The following is a 19,068-nucleotide window of genomic DNA, read 5'->3' on the forward strand; positions in this document are numbered from 1 at the left end:
CCACGAGTCAGTCGTCCGGCCCCGCTCCGGCCACGGGCCCGCCGACCGGCCCCGCCCCGGACGCGGGTGGCCGGGTGGGGGTCGTCGCGCCCGCTCCGTGCGGGATGGCGGCCTGGCCGCTGGTCACCTACGACGGGACGGTGCTGGCCTGCTGCAACGAGAGCCTCGTCGCCGCCGCCCGCCCCCCGCACCTGGTCCTCGGGCACGCCGACCGGGACCCCTGGCCGGTGTTGCGGCGACGGCAGCTCGACCGGCCGCTGACACGCGCCATCCGGATGTTCGGCCCGCGGCACACCCTGGCCCGGTTCGGCCCGCCGGAGACTCCCCCCGGCGCGGGCTACTGCGAGGTGTGCGTCGCCCTGCCCCGCGACCTGGACCGGAAGGTCGCCGACTACCTGGACTCGCCGTCCGGCCCGCCGATGGAGCGCGCCGTACGCGGCCTCGTGGAGGAGCGCGGCCCGCACGCCTTCGCCCGCCGCCACGGCATCCCCCGCTACAGCGACCTGGTGACGCTCGGCTGGGAGCCGTCATGCGCCGGTTGAGGCTCGCCGACATCGAACGGCTGCGCCGCGCGCGTGGCCGTACCGTGCTGCTCTACCTCACCGACCGCTGCCCGGTCGGGTGCGCGCACTGCTCGGTCGGCGCGCTGCCGGCCGGGCCGCGCATCACCGACCGCGCGCTGTTCGAGGAGATCGTGGCGGGCATCGCCGCCGAACCGCGCGTCGAGGCCGTCGCCGTCTCCGGCGGCGAGCCGTTCGCGGAGCGGCGCGGGCTCGTCCTGGCCGTGGACGCGTTCGCGGACGCCGGTAAGGACGTCGTGCTCTTCACCAGCGGCCACTGGGCGGCGGACCGCTGTCCGGGCTGGATCACGGGGGTGCTGGAACGGTCCTCGACGATCGTCCTGAGCACCGACGCCTTCCACCGGGCGGCCGTCGGCCGGACGCGGTTCGGCCGCGCGGTCGCGCACGCGGCGGGCGCGGGCTGCCACGTGATCGCGCAGATCCTGGACGAGCCCGGCGCGGCCACGTTCGCCCGGGACGTGCTCGCCGAGGCGCTGGGCGGCGACTGGGAGCGGCAGGCCGAGGTCAACCTGATCACCCCGCTGCGGGCGGGGCGGGGCCGTGAGGTCTTCCCGATCGCCCGCCACCGCGCCGTCTCCGAGCTGGGCACGTGCCCGCTGACCGGGTCGCCGACCGTCCGCTACGACGGGGTGGTCACCGGTTGCTGCAACGAGAGCGTCATCACCGGCGGCGGGCCCCGGGGGCTGCGCCGCCGCGTGACGGGCGCGGCGGAACTGCGGGACGCGCTGGCCGCCTTCCGCGCCGACCCGCTGCTGCGCGCGGTCGGCTCGGTCCCGGCGGACGGCCTGGTGCGGCTGCCGCCGTTCGCCGGGCTCGCCGGCGAGCGGCACCCGGACGTCTGCGGCCTGTGCTGGCGCCTGCACGAGATGGCCGAGACCGGCGGCGACGGCCCCCGCCTGCTGACGGCCCTCCTGGGAGACCCGCCATGACCGCCGCCCGGCCCAAAAGACCCGTCGCGACCGCCGTCCGGCTGGGAGGCCCGTCGTGATCGCCGCCCGTGTGGGAGGCCCGTGATGACCGGCGTTCGGGGGACGCCGAGCCGGCGGCTGGCCGCCAAGCTCGGGCTCGTCATGCCGGGGCTGCTCGCCGAGACGCGGCGCATGTGGGGGCACCCCGAGCCGGGCGAGCTGTACCGGGAGTGGCTGCGCGCCCTGCACGGCATGATCCGCGCGACCGTCCCCCTCATCCTCGACGCCACCACGACCTGCCTGGCCCGCGACGACGACCTGTCGCGGGCCGTCGCGGCGTACCTGGCCCGGCACGCGCACGAGGAGTACGGCCACGACCAGGACGTGCTGGCCGACTACGCCCGCGCGGGCGGCGACCCCGCCACCCTGCTCGCCGACCCGCCGCCGCCCTGCGTGGCCGCCGTGGTCGGGGCGCAGTACTACTGGATCAGGCACGCCCACCCGGTGGCGCTGCTCGGGCACATCGCCGTCCTGGAGGGCCATCCGCCCCCGCCCGGCCTGGCGCCCTTCCTGTCCCGGCGCACCGGCCTGCCGCTGGACGCGTTCCGCACGCTGGCCACCCACGCCGTCCTGGACGACGGGCATCGCGAGGAGTTGTGGCAGGCGATCGACCGGCTCCCGCTCACCCCCGAGGCCGAGACGCTGATCGGGCTGAGCGCGCTCAACACGGCACACGGCCTGGCGCAGCTCGTCGAAGCCGTGCAACTGCGCGTGAACGCCGCGCGAAAGGAGACAACATGGCGACCGTCGACCAACTGGAAGCCGCGGGCTTCGACCTGACGACCGCGTCGGAGGAGCAGCTCGCGGTGCTGCGCTCGCTCAGCGACGAGGAACTCCACGTGCTCGCCTCCATCAGGGAACGCATGGAGGAGGCCGCGGACGTCGAAGGGCATGCGTACGCGAGCGGCGGCTGGTGCTGGTGACCGGTGATGACGCGGCCCTGTGCTCGATGCGGCGGTGACAACCCGCCCGCCGCCCGCTTCTGCATGACCTGCGGCAGCCCGCTGTCCCCGCTGCCCACAGCCCGTACGACGCTGCGGTTCGTGACCGTGCTGTTCGGTGACGTGGCCGGCTCGACCCAGCTCGCGGGCAGCCTCAGCCCCGAGGTCTGGCAGGGCACCCTGGCCACCTACTTCGCCGACGTCAGCCGGGCGGCGACCGGGCACGGCGGCCGGGTGGAGAAGTTCATCGGCGACGCGGTGGTGGCCGTCTTCGGGGTGGAGGCCACCCACGAGGATGACGCGGTGCGCGCGGTGGAGTGCGCGCGGGTGTCCCTGGAACGGATCGCCCGCCAGGCCGCCGAACTGCGGCGGACGCGCGGGGTGGACTTCTCCGTGCGGTTCGGGATCGCCTCGGGGCAGGTCGCGCTCTCCGAGCGGGACTCCTCGTTCGCGATCGGCGAGGTCATGAACCGGGCCGCCCGGCTGCAGGCCGCCGCGCCGGCCGACGGCATCGTCATCGACGTGCGGACGTGGCTGCTCGTGCGCGGAGCCGTCCCCACCCGCCCGCTCGAACCGATCACCGCCAAGGGCTTCAACCGGCCGCTGCGTGCCTGGCAGGTCTGCGACCAGGTCGAGGAGCCCGCCGACACCCCGATGGTGGACCGGCGCTCCGAGCTGGACGAGGTGCTCGCCGCGTTGCGGGCGGGCCTGCTCGGGCCCGGCGTGCCCGCGGTGCTGCTGACGGGCGAGCCGGGCGTCGGGAAGTCCCGGCTGGTGGCCGAGGCGGCGCGGCGGATGGGGGCGGAGGCGCGGTTCGTCACCCTGCGCTGCCGCCGGGACGGGCAGCGGCTGGGCTACTGGCCGCTCTACCAGCTCGCCGACGAACTCGGGGCCGACCTGTCGCCGGCGGACGCCGGGGCGCGGCAGGGGGCGTCCGTGCCGCGCGGGCAGGGTCCGCAGGGCAAGGAGGAGCTGTTCTGGACCCTGCGGCAGTTGCTCCGCGAGGCGGCGGCGCGGCGGCCGGTCGTCCTCGTGCTCGACGACTGCCAGTGGATGTCCCCGGCGATGCGCGAGTTCCTGGACGGCCTCGCCGGCCCCGGCCTGAACGTCCCGGCCGCGCTGCTGCTCAGCGGCCGGCTCGACGACCCGGCCGGGTCCGCCGGACCACCCGGCGACACAGGCCGGGCGGCCGACGGGACGGCCCGGACGACCGGCGACGCGGGCCGGGAGGCCGGCGACGCGGCGGGTGTGCTGCGGCTGGCGCCGCTCGGCCCTGGGGACACCGCGAAGCTGGCGGCGAGCGTCGTCGCCCGGCTCGGCGCGCCCCTGCCCGGCGACCTCGTGGACGACCTCGCCCGGCGCAGCGCCGGCAACCCGCTGCACCTCGAACAGCTCGCCTGCCTCCAGGTGGACGCGGAGGGCCGGACCGACCTCATCGCCCCGAGCGCCGAGGCCGCGGTGGGCGCCCGTCTCGACCACCTGGGCGCGGACGCCCAGCGGCTGCTCGCCATCGCCAACGCGCTGGGCGGGAGCTGCGTGGCCGGGGATCTGGAGCGGGTCGCCGACGCCCTGGACCCGCCGCTGGAGCAGAGCTTCGACGAGGCGCTCGGGCAGCTCCTCGATCATCGGCTGCTGGTCACCCGTGCGCGGGAGCTGGAGGTCGAGTCGCCGGTCGTGGCCGAGGTCGCGTACGGCAGGCTGCCCCTGGCCGACCGCGCCCAGGTGCACGCCCAGGTGGCCGACCTGGCGGAGGCCGCGGCCGAGCGGCGTCCGGCGGAGATCGAGCTGTGCGCGCTGCACGCCGGGCGCGCGCACGCGGCCTGGCTGGAGCTGCGTCCTGGAGAGCCGGAGGAGCGGCGGGCCGCCGCCCGCGCGGCCCGCGCGCTGTGCGCCGCCGCGCAGTTCGCGGTCTCCCGCGGCGACCTGTCGATGGCGCTGCAGACCGCGGACCAGGTCGGCAAGCTGGACGCCGGCCTGCCGGGGCTGGAGCTGGAGATCGCGGCCATCGAGACGTACGCCACGGCGGCGGCCGGACGGGCCGACGAGACCCTCGCCCGGATCGCGGCGGCCAGGAGCCGCTGGGACACCGAGGGCAACCTGGCGGCGGCGGTGCAGCTCACCCTCAACGAGGCGGTGGCCCGCTCCACGATGACCGGGCGCCGGCACCGGTCGCTGATCGGCCAGGCGCGCGAGCTGGCGCACCGGGCCGCGGACCCGGCGGCGTACGCGCGGGTGCTGCTGCTCGACGGCATCGGGCACATGGAGGTCGGCGACTACGTGACGGCCGAGTCGGTGCTGCAGGAGGCGTTCGGCCACGCGCGGCGGGCCCGGTGGTGCTTCGGCGCCACCGAGATCCACGGCAACCTGGCGCTCTGCCTGGCCTACGGCAACACCCCGGCTCCCGCCGCCACGGCGATCTGCGCCCAGTTGCACGCCGAGCTGGCGGACGCCCACACCGTACGCGCGGCCGTCGGCTGTCCGGCCGCCCTGCTCGCGGACATGACGTGCGACCCGGCCTCCGCCGCGACGCTGCTGGACGAGGGCCTGGCGATCCTGTCCGGCATCGGGCACCAGCCGGGCCTGGCGGGGCTGGACCTGTTCAGGGCCACGCTCGCGGAGCGGCACGGCGACCTCGACGGGGCCGGCCGCGCCCTGGAGCGGGCCATCCGCCGCTACGACACGATCGGCTTCAGCGCGGGCGCGCGATCGGCCCGGCTCTGGCACGCGACCTTCGCCCCGGCCGCCTGCCCCCAGACCGAGCAGGAGAAGGGACCGGCGGCCGGGAGCTGGGACGTCGAGGTGCTGACCGAGCAGGCCGCCGCGGCGGACGCGCTGCGGGCGGGCCGGCCGGACGTCGCGGCCGGGCACCTGCTGCGCGCCGGCGAGCGGCTGGACGAGGTGCGGGGCGCGGGCGCGCGGATCACCCCGCTGCTGGTGTCCCTGCGCCTGGCCGTGCGCTGCGCGACCCAGGACACCGGCCAGGCGGTGGCTGACCGGATCGCCGCCCAAGCCAGGGCCGCCGCCCAGGTGAAACGCGACGTCAGAGCCCTGCGCACGATCGACGAGCTGGTATGAGCCGACTATGAACCGGTTCTGAAGCCCCCGCCCGAGGATCGAGAAGCAGACACCGAGGAGGTGGACGATGAAGTGGTCAGCCGGATTGGCCGAGATCCTGCCGCAGGAGGAGCCGGCCGAGCGCTGGCTGCAGTACGGCCTCACCCCGGACCGGGAACGCTCCGGCGACCTCTACGCCGGACTCGCCCTGGTGGCCCGGCAGGCCGTGCGCGACGGGCTGGCCCACGACTTCTTCTTCATGCACAAGCCCCCCGGCCTGCGCGTCCGGTTCCGTCCCGGCGACGGCGAGCAGGCCCGCCTCGATCACCTGCTGCGCGAGCGGCTGACCCGGTGGACCGGCGACGGCGTCCTGACCGGCTGGCGGCCCGGCGTGTACGAGCCGGAGACGTACCTGTTCGGCGGGCCGGCCTCGATGCGCAGCGTGCACCGGGTCTTCACCGCCGACTCGCTGGCCTGGCTGGAGCACCACCGGCTCCGCCTGGCCGGCGCGCGGCCCGGCCCGACGTGGGCGATGTCGCTGCTGCTGCTCCAGCCCCTGTTCGGCACGCTGCGGATCGCCGGCTGGGAGGACCTCGGTGTCTGGGAGCGCGTGCGGCGGCATCGCCCGCTGGCCCCGTCCGTGAGCGCGGACCCCCGGCTCGTGCGGCTGGCCAGGGTGCTGCGCGCGGCCTGGCCGAGGCCCGCCGCGCTGGCCGCGAAGGTGTCGCCGGAGGCGGCGGAGCTGGCCGGGGAGTACCGCGAGATCGTCTCCGTGGAGGGCGAGCGCTGGTTCCGCGACTACTTCGAGAGCGGCTCGGCCGGCATGGGGCCGCGCGCGGTGGCGTCGTACCTGGTGATCTTCCACTGGAACCGGGCGGGGCTGTCCGCGGCGCACCAGGCGCTGATCGCCGAGGCGCTGCTGGTTCGTGACGCCGAGGAGGCCCGGTGAGCACGATGAGCGCTTCCGCGCTGCTCCGCGTCGCGGGCCTGCCCGTCCGGCTCTGGCTGGCGGCGGCCTCGCCCGGCCTGTCCGACTGCCTGCGCACGCTGAACCGCACGCACGACGACCACCGCGCGGCGGCGGCCGGCCTCGCCGTGCGGCTCGGCGACGAGGTGGTGCCGAGGCCGGAGCTGACCGCGGGGGCGCGGCGGCTGGTCCTGTCCGCCCGCCGCCGCCTGCACCAGGGGCTCGCCCTCTCCCCCGGCGAGACGGCCCGGCTGCGCGAGATCCTCGCGAGTTCCGCCCTGGCCGCCCTCCTGGACCGGGTGACGTCGCTGTCCGGCGCGACGGCCCGGCTGGAGGAGCTGGCGCGGGAACGGGCCGGCAAGGAGCGTGACCGGCTGCTGGCCACGCCGTGGCACCTGCTGCACTCGGTGCCCGGCGGCCTGTCGTGCGCGCCGCCCGAGGTGGTCGCGGACATCGAGCGGCGGCTGGCCGCGGGCGAGCCGTGGACGTCCAAGCGGCTGCGCCGGCGCAGCGACTACCTCTGGCGGATGATCGACAGAGGCGGCGTGAAGACGACGCCGCGCGCCTGGCTGGGCCACGTGTCGCTGGTGCCCGTCGCCGGGCCGGGCGCGGGCCTGTCGGTGACCGGGCAGGTCGCCGTGGACTGGACGGAGAACGTCCACGACAGCAGGCGCGAGCACGCGGCCCGCGCCGCCGAGCCGGGCCCGGAGCACCTGGTGTCGCTGACGCCCCTGCACCGGGTGGAGGGCGACCGGCTCGCGATCTGGACGACCGACCGCGCCTGCGAGACGCAGCGGCTGGTCACCTCCCGGCTGCGGCTGAGCCCCGCGCTCGCCTCGCTCGTCAAGGCTCTGCGCTCCGGCGCGCGGCCCGTCTCGGAGCTGGACGCGCCCTCGTCCTTCACCGCCGGGCTGGTCCGGCTCGGCGTGCTGGAGGTGTCGGCCCCGCTGCGGCAGCGTCCCGCCCGCTGGGGCGACCGGGGCGGCCAGGACGCCGGCTCCGGCTCCGGCTTCGTGGACGTGTACCGGCGGGCCGACGGCGCCCTCACCGCCGACCTGGCGGCCCTGCAGCACGCCTTCGAGCAGTACCGCAGGATCAACCGGCTGATCGAGGACGACTCCCCCCGTCCGCCCGCCCGCACACGGGAGCGGATCGGGGCCCGGCCGCGTCCCGTCATGGACGTGTTCGCCGAGGAGCTGGCGGCCCGCGTCGAGGAGGGCGAGCTGACCCGGCGCCACCCCAGGGAGCACACGTGGCCGCTCCCGGGCCGCGCCGGCTCCGGTTACGCGCGGCTGCTGGACCTGATGGCCGCGGCGGCGGGGTCCGCGCCGGTCATCGACCTCACGGCGGAGCTGCTGGACGCCGTCGGAGCGCCGGACGCGCCGATCACCTGGCCGACCGACTGCGTGCTCCGCCCGCTCCCGTCCGGCGGCTGGGTGCTGGACAACGCCGGCCCGGCCGGGGTGCTCGACGCGCGGTTCGTCGAGACGCTGCGCCGGCTGCACGGGACGGTCCCGGCCGCCGACGCCTACCGGGCCTTCCTCGCCGAGCTCGACCGGCTCACCGGCGTCCCGTCGGTGGAGCTGCTGATCCCGCCGCTGGCCGTACGGGCGGCCAACGCGATCCGCCGGCCGAGATACACCTCCGCCTGGACCGGCGACCCCGACCCGCGCCACTACGGCCCGGCGTGGCGGCCCGGGAGCGCCCGGCACCTCCCGCTGAACGAGCTGACCGCCCACCGCGAGGCGGACCGGGTCGTGATCGCGCACGCGGGCCGGCCCGTCCGGATCTGCACCCACGCGACCCGCAACCCGCTGATGCCGTGGCCGGTGCTGACCGGCATCCTGTGTGCCGGCTCCCCCCAGCACCACGCGCCGCCCCGCAGGCTGCGCCGCTCGCTCACCGCGTTCCCCGGGCGGGACTTCGTCCCCCGGATCACCGTGGCCGGGTGCCTGGTGATCTCCCCGGCTCAGTGGCGGGTGCCCGCCGGCCCGCTGGGCCTGGCCGCGCGCGGGGACCTGGCCGGGCTCAGGGAGCTGACGGCGCTGCGCGAGCGGCTGGGGCTGCCCCGGTGGGTGTTCGTGGCGGGGCCGTCCGGCAACCGGCCGCTGGCCTGCGACCTGGAGAGCCTGCGCGCGGTGCGCGCGTTCGAGCAGGCCATGCGGACGCTCACCGAGGACGAGCCGCCCGAGCTGACCATCACCGAGATGGCGCCCGCGGCCGACGAGCTGAGCGTGCGCGATCACGACGCCGAACGGGTGGCCGCCGAGGTCCTCGTCCGGCTCCCGCACGCGGTGGCGCCCGAGGCGCTGGCGGCCACCGCGGCCCAGATTTCGGCCGGCACGACGTGACCGGCCGAAGCTCGGAAGATCGATCGAGAAGGAAGGTGGCGAGTCAATGTCCGAGAACACCGCGCCCGAGCCCCAGGACGGCACCGAGCCTCAGGACGAGGTCGAGTCGCTGGTCGAGGAGCTGGAGACGCACTCGATCGACGCCCCTGAGGACGGCACCGTCGCGTGCAGCGGCAACTGCACCGGGTCCTGCTGAAGCCGCGACCTGCTGAACCCTCGATCGCCAAGGACGCCCGGCCGTGCGGCGTCCTTGGCGCTCGGCTCTGAGCCGGCTCCCGCGCTGAAAGGCATCGACGTGACCTCGACCCCCGTGCTCGAGCGGGCCGCCGTCCAGGCGGTCGCCGAGACCCTGCTTGATGACTATGCCTCGGCGGCCGGGCAGGGGTCCGACCCCGGGCCGGCGATCCTGGCCGCGCTGGTGACCGGCCGGGAGCGTCCGCCGGACGATTCGGCGGCCGGCCGCGCCATGGCCGCGTGGCTGCGCGGCTCCCGTGCCCCGCTGACCCATCCGGGCCTGTTCGGCGGCGGCGCGGCGGCCAGGATGTTCGCCCTGCGGATCGCCTCCGGGACGTGGCCGATGCTGGCCGGGCCCGCCGCCAAGCTCCGCGCCAGGCTCGTCGAGTACGTGGCCGCGCCGCGCTGGCGGACCACGGGGGTCGGGTGGGAGGACTACGACCTCATCGTGGGCCCGGCGGGCGTGCTGCTGGCCTTCGCCGCCGACCCCGACGCCACCGCCGCCGAGCGGGCGCCGCTGACGTCCCGGCTGGCGCTGCTCTGCGCGGACCCGGAGCTGTCCGGGCTGCGGGTCGGCCGGTACGAGGGCGAGAAGCTGCGCGGCTGGAACTTCGGCCGCGTCAATCTCGGCGTCGCCCACGGGCTGCCCGGTATCGTGGCCGCGCTGCGCGCCGCCGCCGAGGCCGACGGGCTCGACGAGGAACAGGACGGCCTGCTGCGGCGGCTGTCGGCCCGGCTGGTCGCCGAGGCGTACGTCGACGGCCGGAACGTGATCACCTGGCCGTTCGGCACCACCCGCCCGGACGGGCATCGCGCCCCCAAGGGCGACGGGCGGCGGCAGGCGTGGTGCTACGGCTGCCCCGGCAACGCCTGGACGTTGTGGGAGGCGGCCCGCGTGCTCGGGGACGGCGACCTGGCCGCCTTCGCCCTGGAGGCGGCGCGCTCGTTCGTCGCGGCCTACGACGACGACCTGTATCTGGACGGCCTGGGCCTGTGCCACGGGGCGGCCGGGCTGATGACGGTGTTCGACGCCTTCGCCCGGCACGCGGGGCTGCCCGAGGCGGCCCGGCTCGCCGAGCACCTGACGGACCGGCTGATGGACGGCCTCGACGACCCTCGCGCACTCGCCGGGACCGGCTGGTCGCTGCTGGAAGGCGCGCCCGGCGTGCTGTCGGCGCTGCTGACGAGAAGCGGAGGTGACCGGCGATGGCTCGCCACGATGGCCCTGAGCTGAACGGCCACAACCCGGCCCGGACGAACGACCACGCCCCGCCCCGCGACACGACCGAGGCGACGAGCCACAACACGGCCAAGGCGAACGACCCCGGACCCGACCGACCCTGCCACGACCAGGCTCAGGTGAACGGTCATGGACCCGCCCACGACCAGGCCCGCGCGAACGACCCCGAACCGGCCCGCGACACGACCGAGGCGGCCGGGCGGGTGACCGGCCGGAACGGCGTCGTGGAGGTGCTGCGCGTCCTGCCGCGCGTCTCGCCCGCGCTGACCACCGCGCTGACGGCGACCATCCTCCTCCAGGCCCTGCTGAGCAGCGCGTTCATGCTGGCCAGCGCCACCGTCGTGGCGGACGTCGCCCAGGCGGGCGGCGCGACCGGCGGCGCGATGGCGCACCTGACCATCCTCATCGCCGTCTTCGTGGCCCGCCTCGCGCTGACGCCCCTGACGGGGATGATCTCCGCCGAGCTGGCCCGCCGCCTGGAGGGCGCGCTCGGGCAGACGACCCTCGAAGGGGCGCTGCGCCCGGTCGGCATCGGCCACCTGAGCGATCCCGGCGTCGCGGACCGCATCCAGCTCGCGCAGGGCCTGGCGACGGGCCACACCCCGGGCAAGGCCGTGACGTCGCTCGCGCGGCTGACGTCCAGCCGGCTGAACGGGATCGCCGCCGCGATCCTGCTCGCGACCGTCGCGTGGTGGCTGCCGCTGCCGCTGGCCGCCGCCTGGATCGCCGTGTCGCGGTGGCGGCTGCGCGAGGTGCGCAAGGCGGTGGCGGCCGAGGAGGAGGCGATGCCGGGCCTGCGGCACGCCGCCTACGCCCGCGATCTCGCGATCGGCGACGCCGCCGCGAAGGAGGTCAGGGTCTTCGGCTTCCAGGACTGGCTGCACGACCGGTTCACCCGCGCCTGGCTGGCCGGCATGGACGCGCTGGCCGGCCAGGCCCGCCCGCTGACCAGGCTCGCCGGCCCGCTCCTGCTGGCCGCCGCGCACGCCGTCGTGTTCGGCTACCTGGCCGTCAGCACGGCGGGCGGCGGCCTGGACGTGGCGGCGGTCACGATCGGCCTGCAGGCCACCGCCGGCATGGCCGCGCTCGGCTGGATCGGGGACATCCAGTGGATGCTGACCCAGGCGAGCGCCACCGTGCCGCACGCGCTGGCGATCGGCCGGCTGGACGTGGAGGCCGAGCACAGCCGCCGCCCGTCCGCCGGAGTCGTCGTCGCGGACGAGCGGCTGCCCGCGCGGGAGATCCGCCTGGAGGACGTGCGCTTCGGCTACCCCGGCCGGACCGTGCTGAAGGGGCTGGACCTGACCATCCCGGCCGGTTCGTCGCTGGCCGTCGTCGGCATGAACGGCGCGGGCAAGAGCACCCTGATCAAGCTGCTGGCCCGGCTCTACGAACCGGTCGGGGGGCGGATCACGATCGACGGCGCGGACCTGCGCACGCTCGACCCGATCGCCTGGCGGCGGCAGCTCGCGATCGTCTTCCAGGACTTCGTCCGTTACGAGCTGCCGTTGCGCGACAACGTGGGGTTCGGGCGGCTCGACGCCGACCGGGCCAACGGCGCGTTCGACCGCGCCGCCAAGCTGTCCGGGCTCAACGACTTCCTGCCCAGGCTGCCCGCCGGCTGGGACACGCCGCTGAGCCGCAGGTTCGAGGGCGGCACCGACCTGTCCGGCGGCCAGTGGCAGCGGGTGGCGCTGGCCCGCGCGCTGTTCGCGGTCGAGCACGGCGCCCGGGTGCTCGTGCTGGACGAGCCCACCGCCAACCTCGACGTACGGGCCGAGGCGCAGATCTACGAGCACTTCCTGGAGATCACCCGCGGGCTGACCACGATCCTGGTCTCCCACCGCTTCGCCACGGTGCGGCTGGCGGACCGCATCTGCGTGATCGACGACGGCCAGGTGGCCGAGTACGGCTCGCACGAGGAGCTGATGGCGCTCGGTGGCCGCTACGCCCACCTGTTCACCCTGCAGAGCGAGCCGTTCAGGGAGGCGCCCCATGGCTGACCGGATCTCCCCGAGGATGGCGGTCCGCGCGATCGCCCTGCTGGTGGGGGCGGCCTTCAAGGCGGACGCCCCCCGGGCCGCGCTGGTGCTGGCGCTGGCCCCCGTGGTCGGCGTGACCGCGGCCGTGACGGCGGTCGGGCTGCAGCGCATGGTGAACGCGGCGGTCGCGGCGGACCTGGCGGGCATGGTGGCCGCCGCGGCGATCCTGGCGGGCGCGCTGGTCGTGACCCAGCTCGCCGGCACGGCCGCCGCCGATCTGCGCATCCGGTTGCAGCAGCGGGTCGGGCTCCTGCTGGACCAGCGCATCATGGCGATGACCAGCGGCCTGCCGCACCTGGACCACCACGAGTACCCGCCCTACCAGGACCGGCTGGAGTTGCTGCGCAGCCACCGCACCTCGCTGGGCTCGGCCTTCGGCGCGCTGGTGGAGAACCTGCGGGCGCTGGTCGCCTTCGGCGCCACGGTCGTGCTGCTGGTGAGCGTGCGCCCGGAGTTCCTGTTCCTGCTGCTCCTGGCCCTGCCGACGGTGCTCGCCGTGCGGCGCGGCGAGCGGGCCGCCGCGCTGGCGGAGCAGGAGACGGCGGCGCCCCAGCGGCAGCGGCAGGGCCTGTTCACGATCGCCTGCTCGCCGGCCGCGGCGAAGGAGTTGCGGGTCTTCGGCCTCCAGGAGGAGATCGCGGGCCGGCACCGCGCCCTGTGGGAGCAGGTGGACGCACCCCGGCGGCGGGCGGACGTGCGCACGGCCCTGTGGACGTCCGCGGGCTGGGTGGTCTTCGGCGCGGGTTTCGCCGGGGCGCTCTTCCTGGTCGTCATGGCGGCGTTGCGGGGGGAGGCGAGCGCGGGTGACGTCGTCCTGACGATCGCGCTGGGCGGCCAGCTCACCGGGAGCGTCTCGGGGCTGATCCAGATGCTGGCCTGGATGCTCCAGACGCTGCGTGCCATGGGCCACTACCTGTGGCTGGACGACCACGCGCGGGCCCGGGTCCGGCCGCCCGCCGCGGACGCGCCCGCGCCGCGCGCCGGCGGGGACCTCGTCCTGGAGGACGTCTCGTTCAGCTATCCGGACGCGGCCCGGCCGGTGCTGCGGGACGTGTCGGTACGGCTGCCCGCGGGCCGCACGGTGGCCATCGTGGGCGAGAACGGCGCGGGGAAGACGACGCTGGTCAAGCTGCTGTGCCGGCTGTACGAGCCCACGTCGGGCCGGATCACCCACGACGGCGGCGACCTCGCCGCGCAGGACGTGCGGGCCTGGCGCGCGGAGGTGACGGCGTGTTTCCAGGACTTCTGCCGTCTGGAGTTCACCCTCCAGGAGTCGGCCGGCATCGGCGACCTGCCCCGCATCCATGACGAGCCCGCCGTGCGGGAGGCGCTGGAGCGCGCGGGCGCCTCCGCCCTGCCCGGCCTGCTCCCCGACGGCCTGGCGACGCAGCTCGGCCCCGCCTTCCCCGGCGGCACCGACCTGTCGGGCGGGCAGTGGCAGAAGATCGCGCTGACCCGGTCCATCATGCGGGACACGCCGATCCTGCGGGTGCTCGACGAGCCGGCCGCCAACCTCGACCCCGCCAGCGAGTACGAGATCTTCCGCCGGTTCCAGCTCGCCGCGAGCCGGTCGGACCACGGCACCATCACCGTGTTCGTCTCGCACCGCTTCGCGACGGTGCGTACGGCCGACCTCATCGTGGTGCTGGACGGCGGCACGATCAAGGAGCTCGGCGGCCACGACGACCTCATGGCCCTGGGCGGCCTGTACGCCACGCTGTACCGGCTGCACGCCAAGGGCTACGAGGAGTCGAGGCCGTCGTGGACGCGTGCCCTGGACGACGACTTCGCCGGGACATGAGTTTCGCTCACTTGTGACCAGCTTTGACACAGTCTTGTCACGATCACCGTGACGGTAGGTCGCCTTCCCCTCATGCTCCGTTATGGTCCCCTCTTGTCCGTAAATGGGATGACCTTTACTTCCTGAGGAGGAACATGAGGAGCACGAAGAGGGCGACCGTCCTGGCCGCGTCCGTGGCGCTCGCCGCGGCGCCCCTGCTGGGCGTCGCCTCTCCGGCGGTGGCCGCTCCCGCCGCCACGCAGTCCGTCCAGACCCAGACCCAGGTGCTGGACTGGCTCTCCCTCGACGCGCTCAGCGGCTCGAAGCTGCTGACCAAGGTCAAGGAGCTGCTGGGCAGGGGCTACGTGCCCACGGCGCTGAACGTGACCAACGCGGCGAACCCGCAGTACACGTCCCTGTGGGTCAAGGACACCGCCCGCAAGGTCAACGTGCTGCAGGGCCTGTCGGCCACCGACCTGCCGCAGCGCATCGCCGAGCAGGTGAAGCTGGGCTACCAGCCCAAGCTGATCACCGGCACGGGCACCGGGCCGGGCGCGGTCTTCGGGGTGGTCCTCGAGCGGACCACGCAGCTCGTCAAGTCGGAGCTGGCCCTGACGAAGGAGACCCTCGTCAAGGTCAACGCCGAACTGGGCGCCGCCGGCTTCAGCCTGGCCTCCCTGGACGTGTACGGCACCGTGGAGAAGCCGCTCTACGCCGCCGTCTGGGTGGCCGGCGCCGCCGCGGGCACGCTGCAGGTGACCCTCGGCCAGACCGTCGAGCAGCGCGGCGCGGAACTGCTGACCAAGGCGCGGCAGGGCCTGCGCCCGGTCCTCATGGCCGTCGGCCCCGGCAAGCTCTACACCACCGCGTGGGGCAAGGGGAACACGACCGGGATCAAGGAGTACCTGAGCCTGTCGAAGGTGACGTACACGCTGAAGTCCGCGCAGCTCAAGACGCTGGGCTACCGGCCGCAGATCCTGAGCGCGGAGGACGGCGTCATCGCCTCCGTGTGGAGCAAGGGCTGACCGGCGGTACGCCGCGCGACGCGCTCGTGGGTTGAGTCCGGCACAGGAACGGTGTGCCGGACTCGGCTCCCACGATACGCCAGGTCAGAGCCGTGCGCGCGGGCTCACTGGTTCGACGCGTACTCCGTGGCCAGCTCCTCGGCCATCTTGTCGCCGCCCGCGTTGCGCCACTGCGTGACGACGTCCTGCCATGCCGACAGCGGCTTGCGGCCGAAGACGATCGCCGCGAGGCCGTCGCCGGAGATCTGGCCGAGCTGGGCCCCCTTGCTCACCGCCGTGGCCGAGCGCAGGCCGTTGCCGGGGTTGGCGACGCTCTTGGGCAGGGTCGCCCGCTGCCACTCGTGCACCGCCTTGGCCGTGTCGGGGTAGCCGGGCAGGTAGAGCACCGACGGCGCGGTGCCGATGTAGCGGAAGGGCAGCGAGTTGTTGTTCTCCGTCTGGTACAGGTCGAGGGTCTTGATGCCGCCGTCCTCCTTGGTGAAGTGCACGCCCTCGACGCCGTAGTTGGCCAGCTCGTACTCCTTGGTGCCGAAGGGGGCGCTGAGGTAGTCGCTGATGCGCAGCAGCAGCTTGATCCGCTCGGGCGCGGCCTTCTTGAACGTCACGTAGCCGAACATGCCGGCGCCCTGCCACGGCGTGGCTGACGGGCCGTAGGGGTAGCCCATGTCGAGCTCGTACCTGCCGTCGATCTTGGTGAGGGTGGTCAGCGCCATCGCGCCGAAGCCGTCCTGGACGGAGGCGACCGTGCCGTTGTGGAAGTGCGTCTGCATGTCGGTGGAGCTGACGGTGAGGCTGTCGGGGTAGACCGCCTTGGCCTCGACGAGCTTGCGCATGACGTCGATGGCCTGCTCGAACTGGGGCGTGGCCAGGGTGGAGCCGAACTGGCCGCCCGAGACGGACCAGGTGTTGGGCGCGCCGAGCGCGCCGGCGTGGAAGGTGACGGCCCCCAGCCCGCCGAAGAGCGTCTTGTACCAGCCGAGCCCCCACTTGCGGTCGCCGCTCAGCTCCTTCATCGCGTCGAGGTACTGCTCGGAGTTCCAGGTCTTGGGGATGCCCGCCTTGTCCATGGTGGTGCGGTTGACGAACAGGCTGTTGGCCGGCATCGGCCGTTCGAGCGGGACGCCGTAGATCTTGCCGTTGATGCGGCCCATGCCCTTCCAGGCGTAGGTGGGGAGGTTGGCCAGGTTCGGGTACTGCTTGACGGCGTCGCCCGCGACGAACTCCGACAGGTCGGCGCACTGCGCCTGGATGAACTCCAGGGAGTGCGGCAGCGCGAGGTTGGTGAACATGATGATGTCGGGCAGGTCGCCGCCGGAGGCCATCAGGGTGGTCATCTTCTGGCCGTACTCGGGGTCGGGCACGACCGTGATCTGCAGGTCGACGTTGAGCGCCTTGTTGATCGCCTGCCAGTACCGGTTCTGGGTGACGGGCGTGGGCGGCGGGCCGTAGGTGACGACGACCGCGGTCACCTTGGAGCCGTCGCCGACGGTGTCGCTGACCGACTGGGCGAGGGTCTCGGGGTACTTCAGGTAGAGGGGCTGCACGCCGGTGTCGTCGCCGGGCGCGTCCGGCGTGGGCCCGGCGAAGGGCACGTACGCCGGCCAGGGGGCGAGCTGCTTGCCGGCGTTGGAGACGCCGCCGGACGTCCCGCCGCCCGAGCCGGTTCCGCACGCGCCGAGCAGCGGGGCCGCGGCGGCTCCCGCCGCGGTCAGACCGGCCAGCCTGAGCAGGCCGCGGCGATCGATGGTGTGGGTCATGGCGGGTTCCTCTCGCGGCGGTGTCGCCGGAAGTGCCGGTGGGGGGTGGAGGGGGGTCAGGCTTTGAGCGCGCCGGTCAGGACGCCCTTGGCGAAGTAACGCTGCAGGAAGGGGTAGACCAGCACGATGGGGAGGGTGGCCAGGATGACGACGGCCATCTGCACCGACTGCGGGGAGCTGACGGCGAGCTCGCCACTGGCCTCCGAGATGGACGCCCCGCCGGTGACGTACTGGCGCAGGACGGTGCCGATCGGCCACTTGGTCTGGTCGTTGAAGTAGATGATCGCCTCGAAGAACCGGTTCCAGTACGAGACGGCGTAGAACAGCCCGATCACGGCGATGACCGCCTTCGACAGCGGCAGCACGACCTTGCGCAGGATCGCCAGCTCGCCGGCCCCGTCCATGCGGGCGGCGTCCACCAGCTCCTGGGGGATCGCCTGGAAGAAGCCGCGCATGACGACCAGGTTGAACACGTTGACCAGGAACGGCAGGATCAGCGCGGCGTAGTTGTCGACCAGCCCGGCGCTCTGCACGACGAGGAACAGCGGGACCATGCCGGGCGGGAACAGGAACGTGAACAGCACCAGCAGCAGCATCGGCTTGCCGCCGTAGGTCTCGGGCCGGCTGAGGGTGTAGGCCAGGGCGATGGTGCAGGCCAGGCTGAGGGTGGTGCCGATCAGGGTGATCCCGGCGCTGACGAGCAGGGCCCGGGTGATGATGCCGCCGGCCAGGATGTCGGCGTAGGCGTCGAAGGAGAAGCCGGTGGGCCAGATGACCCAGCCGCCGTTGTCGATGACGTTCTGCGGGCCGGCCAGGCTGGTGGCCAGCACCGTCCAGATCGGGAAGAGGACGAGCAGCACGACGACGGTCAGCGCGACCGCTTTGAGCGCGCGGACGGCGAGGCTCGGCCGGCCCATCCAGGCGGGCGCTTGGGTGCTGCTCATGCCTTGTATACCCCTTGCTCGCCGAGCCGGTGCGCGACCTTGTTGGCGGTGTAGATGAGCGCGATGCCGATCACGCCCTTGAACAGGCCGACGGCGGCGGCGTAGCCGAAGTCGCCGCCGGTGAAGGCGGTGAAGTAGACGAACGTCTCCAGCACCTCGCCGGTCTCCGGGCCGACGGACTGGCGTTGCAGGAAGAACTGTTCGAACCCGATGGACAGGAACTCGCCCAGGCGCAGCACCAGCAGCAGCACGATGACGGGGCGGATGGCGGGCAGGGTCACGTGCCACAGGCGGCGGCCCCAGCTCGCGCCGTCGAGGGCGGCGGCCTCGTACTGCTGCTCGTCCACCTGTGACAGCGCGGCCAGGAAGATGATCGTGGCCCAGCCGCACTCCTTCCAGACGAGCTGGGCGACCACCAGCGGCCCGTACACGTCGGGGTTGCCGATGATCGACAGCGGGTTCGCGCCCAGGCCGGTCAGCCAGCCGTTGACCACGCCCGCCCCGCCGAGCATCTGCTGGAACAGCGCCAGCACGATCACCCAGGACAGGAAGTGCGGCAAGTAGACCACGCTCTGCACGAACTTCCTGACCGTGTCGCCGACGATGCTGTGCAGCAGCAGCGCCAGGGCGAGCGGCGCGGGGAAGAAGAAGACGAGTTGCAGCACGGCGATGAACAGCGTGTTGCCGACCGCGTTCCAGAAGTCGGGGTCGGTGAACATGCGCTCGAAGTGCGCCAGGCCCACCCATTCGCTGCCCGAGATCCCGAGGAACGGGACGTAGTCCATGAACGCCAGCACGTTCCCGAACAACGCGCCGTAGTGGAAGACCAGGAAGTACACCAGGCCCGGCAGCGCGAGCAGCCAGAACACCCGGCTGGCTCTGAGCCGCTGTCGTGGCCGGCTGCGCGATCGGTGCGCGGCCGGGGTGGCGGTGCTGCCGATGGGGGTGGCGCGGGCGCGCGTCATGATCACGTTCGATGCCCTCTCTCGCGGCCCGGACGGTTGTCCGTCGTAACACGGCGTTCACGAAAGATAAAACGGTTACATTCGGACGGTCAAGGGCAACGTCCAAGTAACAGCATCTCGATACGATCTCCCATCCGCCGCCCTGATGCGGAGAGCCCACGGCATGGCAGAATATGCGGAACCGTTTACACCGCTTCTCGCTCCCCCGCCGAAGGAGAC

The 19,068-nt window shown here is 74.1% G+C and carries 15 protein-coding genes; 12 read left to right on the forward strand and 3 right to left on the reverse strand.

Features of this window, described 5'->3' with window-relative positions:
• From FAF44_RS18010 to FAF44_RS18065, 12 genes are all read left to right on the forward strand, one after another.
• Positions 1-542, forward strand: a 542-nt coding sequence (locus tag FAF44_RS18010; RefSeq protein ID WP_237104342.1) for a hypothetical protein, incomplete at its 5' end; no start/stop codon positions are given.
• Positions 530-1,510, forward strand: a complete 981-nt coding sequence (locus tag FAF44_RS18015; protein ID WP_237104343.1) for a radical SAM protein — start codon at positions 530-532, stop codon at positions 1,508-1,510. The genes FAF44_RS18010 and FAF44_RS18015, both read left to right, overlap by 13 nt.
• Before the next feature lie 84 nt (positions 1,511-1,594).
• On the forward strand, positions 1,595-2,329 hold the full coding sequence (locus tag FAF44_RS18020; protein WP_237104344.1) for an iron-containing redox enzyme family protein: 735 nt from the start codon (positions 1,595-1,597) through the stop codon (positions 2,327-2,329).
• A complete protein-coding gene (locus tag FAF44_RS18025; protein ID WP_237104345.1) occupies positions 2,287-2,472 on the forward strand; it encodes an aroma-sacti cluster domain-containing protein in 186 nt (61 codons plus the stop codon). The genes FAF44_RS18020 and FAF44_RS18025 overlap by 43 nt, the downstream gene beginning before the upstream one ends.
• Positions 2,473-2,478: 6 nt before the next feature.
• Positions 2,479-5,565, forward strand: a complete 3,087-nt coding sequence (locus FAF44_RS18030; protein WP_237104346.1) for an adenylate/guanylate cyclase domain-containing protein — start codon at positions 2,479-2,481, stop codon at positions 5,563-5,565.
• Between the two features lie 67 nt (positions 5,566-5,632).
• Positions 5,633-6,493 (forward strand): thiopeptide-type bacteriocin biosynthesis protein, encoded by an 861-nt coding sequence (locus FAF44_RS18035; protein ID WP_237104347.1) that lies wholly within the window; start codon positions 5,633-5,635, stop codon positions 6,491-6,493.
• A gap of 5 nt (positions 6,494-6,498) precedes the next feature.
• Positions 6,499-8,862, forward strand: coding sequence for a lantibiotic dehydratase (locus tag FAF44_RS18040; RefSeq protein WP_237104380.1), 2,364 nt, complete (start codon positions 6,499-6,501; stop codon positions 8,860-8,862).
• 46 nt (positions 8,863-8,908) lie between these two features.
• Positions 8,909-9,058 carry a hypothetical protein gene (locus FAF44_RS18045; RefSeq protein ID WP_237104348.1) on the forward strand — a complete coding sequence of 50 codons (150 nt, stop codon included), beginning with the start codon at positions 8,909-8,911 and terminating at the stop codon, positions 9,056-9,058.
• Positions 9,059-9,157: 99 nt separating this feature from the next.
• Positions 9,158-10,330: a lanthionine synthetase LanC family protein gene (locus FAF44_RS18050; RefSeq protein ID WP_237104349.1), complete on the forward strand. Its 1,173-nt coding sequence runs from the start codon at positions 9,158-9,160 to the stop codon at positions 10,328-10,330.
• The gene (locus tag FAF44_RS18055) at positions 10,303-12,339 is read left to right on the forward strand and encodes an ABC transporter ATP-binding protein (protein ID WP_237104350.1); all 2,037 of its coding nucleotides are present in this window, start codon (positions 10,303-10,305) and stop codon (positions 12,337-12,339) included. Before FAF44_RS18050 ends, FAF44_RS18055 begins: the two co-directional genes overlap by 28 nt.
• Positions 12,332-14,179, forward strand: coding sequence for an ABC transporter ATP-binding protein (locus FAF44_RS18060; RefSeq protein WP_237104351.1), 1,848 nt, complete (start codon positions 12,332-12,334; stop codon positions 14,177-14,179). The genes FAF44_RS18055 and FAF44_RS18060 overlap by 8 nt, the downstream gene beginning before the upstream one ends.
• A 134-nt stretch (positions 14,180-14,313) precedes the next feature.
• On the forward strand, positions 14,314-15,183 hold the full coding sequence (locus FAF44_RS18065) for a hypothetical protein (RefSeq protein ID WP_237104352.1): 870 nt from the start codon (positions 14,314-14,316) through the stop codon (positions 15,181-15,183).
• Between the two features lie 104 nt (positions 15,184-15,287).
• On the opposite strand, the gene FAF44_RS18070 is transcribed toward FAF44_RS18065, so the two are convergent.
• From FAF44_RS18070 to FAF44_RS18080, 3 genes are read right to left on the reverse strand one after another with little or no spacing between them, the layout of a single operon-like run.
• The gene (locus FAF44_RS18070) at positions 15,288-16,940 is read right to left on the reverse strand and encodes an extracellular solute-binding protein (protein ID WP_237104353.1); all 1,653 of its coding nucleotides are present in this window, start codon (positions 16,938-16,940) and stop codon (positions 15,288-15,290) included.
• 56 nt (positions 16,941-16,996) lie between these two features.
• Positions 16,997-17,884: a carbohydrate ABC transporter permease gene (locus FAF44_RS18075; protein ID WP_237104354.1), complete on the reverse strand. Its 888-nt coding sequence runs from the start codon at positions 17,882-17,884 to the stop codon at positions 16,997-16,999.
• Entirely contained in the window at positions 17,881-18,849 is a 969-nt protein-coding gene (locus tag FAF44_RS18080; protein ID WP_237104355.1) for a sugar ABC transporter permease, read from the reverse strand. The genes FAF44_RS18075 and FAF44_RS18080 overlap by 4 nt, the downstream gene beginning before the upstream one ends.
• Positions 18,850-19,068 lie beyond the last annotated feature (219 nt).

Source organism: Nonomuraea sp. MG754425, assembly GCF_021699195.1.
Classification (GTDB): domain Bacteria; phylum Actinomycetota; class Actinomycetes; order Streptosporangiales; family Streptosporangiaceae; genus Nonomuraea.

What these genes read in the sequence shown, in the direction of transcription:
- FAF44_RS18035 (WP_237104347.1), top strand. Translation starts at nt 5,633, where the DNA reads ATGAAGTGGTCAGCCGGATTGGCCGAGATCCTGCCGCAGGAGGAGCCG.
- FAF44_RS18055 (WP_237104350.1), top strand. Translation starts at nt 10,303, where the DNA reads ATGGCTCGCCACGATGGCCCTGAGCTGAACGGCCACAACCCGGCCCGG.
- FAF44_RS18045 (WP_237104348.1), top strand. Translation starts at nt 8,909, where the DNA reads ATGTCCGAGAACACCGCGCCCGAGCCCCAGGACGGCACCGAGCCTCAG.
- FAF44_RS18060 (WP_237104351.1), top strand. Translation starts at nt 12,332, where the DNA reads ATGGCTGACCGGATCTCCCCGAGGATGGCGGTCCGCGCGATCGCCCTG.
- FAF44_RS18025 (WP_237104345.1), top strand. Translation starts at nt 2,287, where the DNA reads ATGGCGACCGTCGACCAACTGGAAGCCGCGGGCTTCGACCTGACGACC.
- FAF44_RS18030 (WP_237104346.1), top strand. Translation starts at nt 2,479, where the DNA reads ATGACGCGGCCCTGTGCTCGATGCGGCGGTGACAACCCGCCCGCCGCC.
- FAF44_RS18040 (WP_237104380.1), top strand. Translation starts at nt 6,499, where the DNA reads ATGAGCGCTTCCGCGCTGCTCCGCGTCGCGGGCCTGCCCGTCCGGCTC.
- FAF44_RS18075 (WP_237104354.1), bottom strand. Translation starts at nt 17,884, where the DNA reads ATGAGCAGCACCCAAGCGCCCGCCTGGATGGGCCGGCCGAGCCTCGCC.
- FAF44_RS18015 (WP_237104343.1), top strand. Translation starts at nt 530, where the DNA reads ATGCGCCGGTTGAGGCTCGCCGACATCGAACGGCTGCGCCGCGCGCGT.
- FAF44_RS18020 (WP_237104344.1), top strand. Translation starts at nt 1,595, where the DNA reads ATGACCGGCGTTCGGGGGACGCCGAGCCGGCGGCTGGCCGCCAAGCTC.
- FAF44_RS18065 (WP_237104352.1), top strand. Translation starts at nt 14,314, where the DNA reads ATGAGGAGCACGAAGAGGGCGACCGTCCTGGCCGCGTCCGTGGCGCTC.
- FAF44_RS18070 (WP_237104353.1), bottom strand. Translation starts at nt 16,940, where the DNA reads ATGACCCACACCATCGATCGCCGCGGCCTGCTCAGGCTGGCCGGTCTG.
- FAF44_RS18080 (WP_237104355.1), bottom strand. Translation starts at nt 18,849, where the DNA reads ATGACGCGCGCCCGCGCCACCCCCATCGGCAGCACCGCCACCCCGGCC.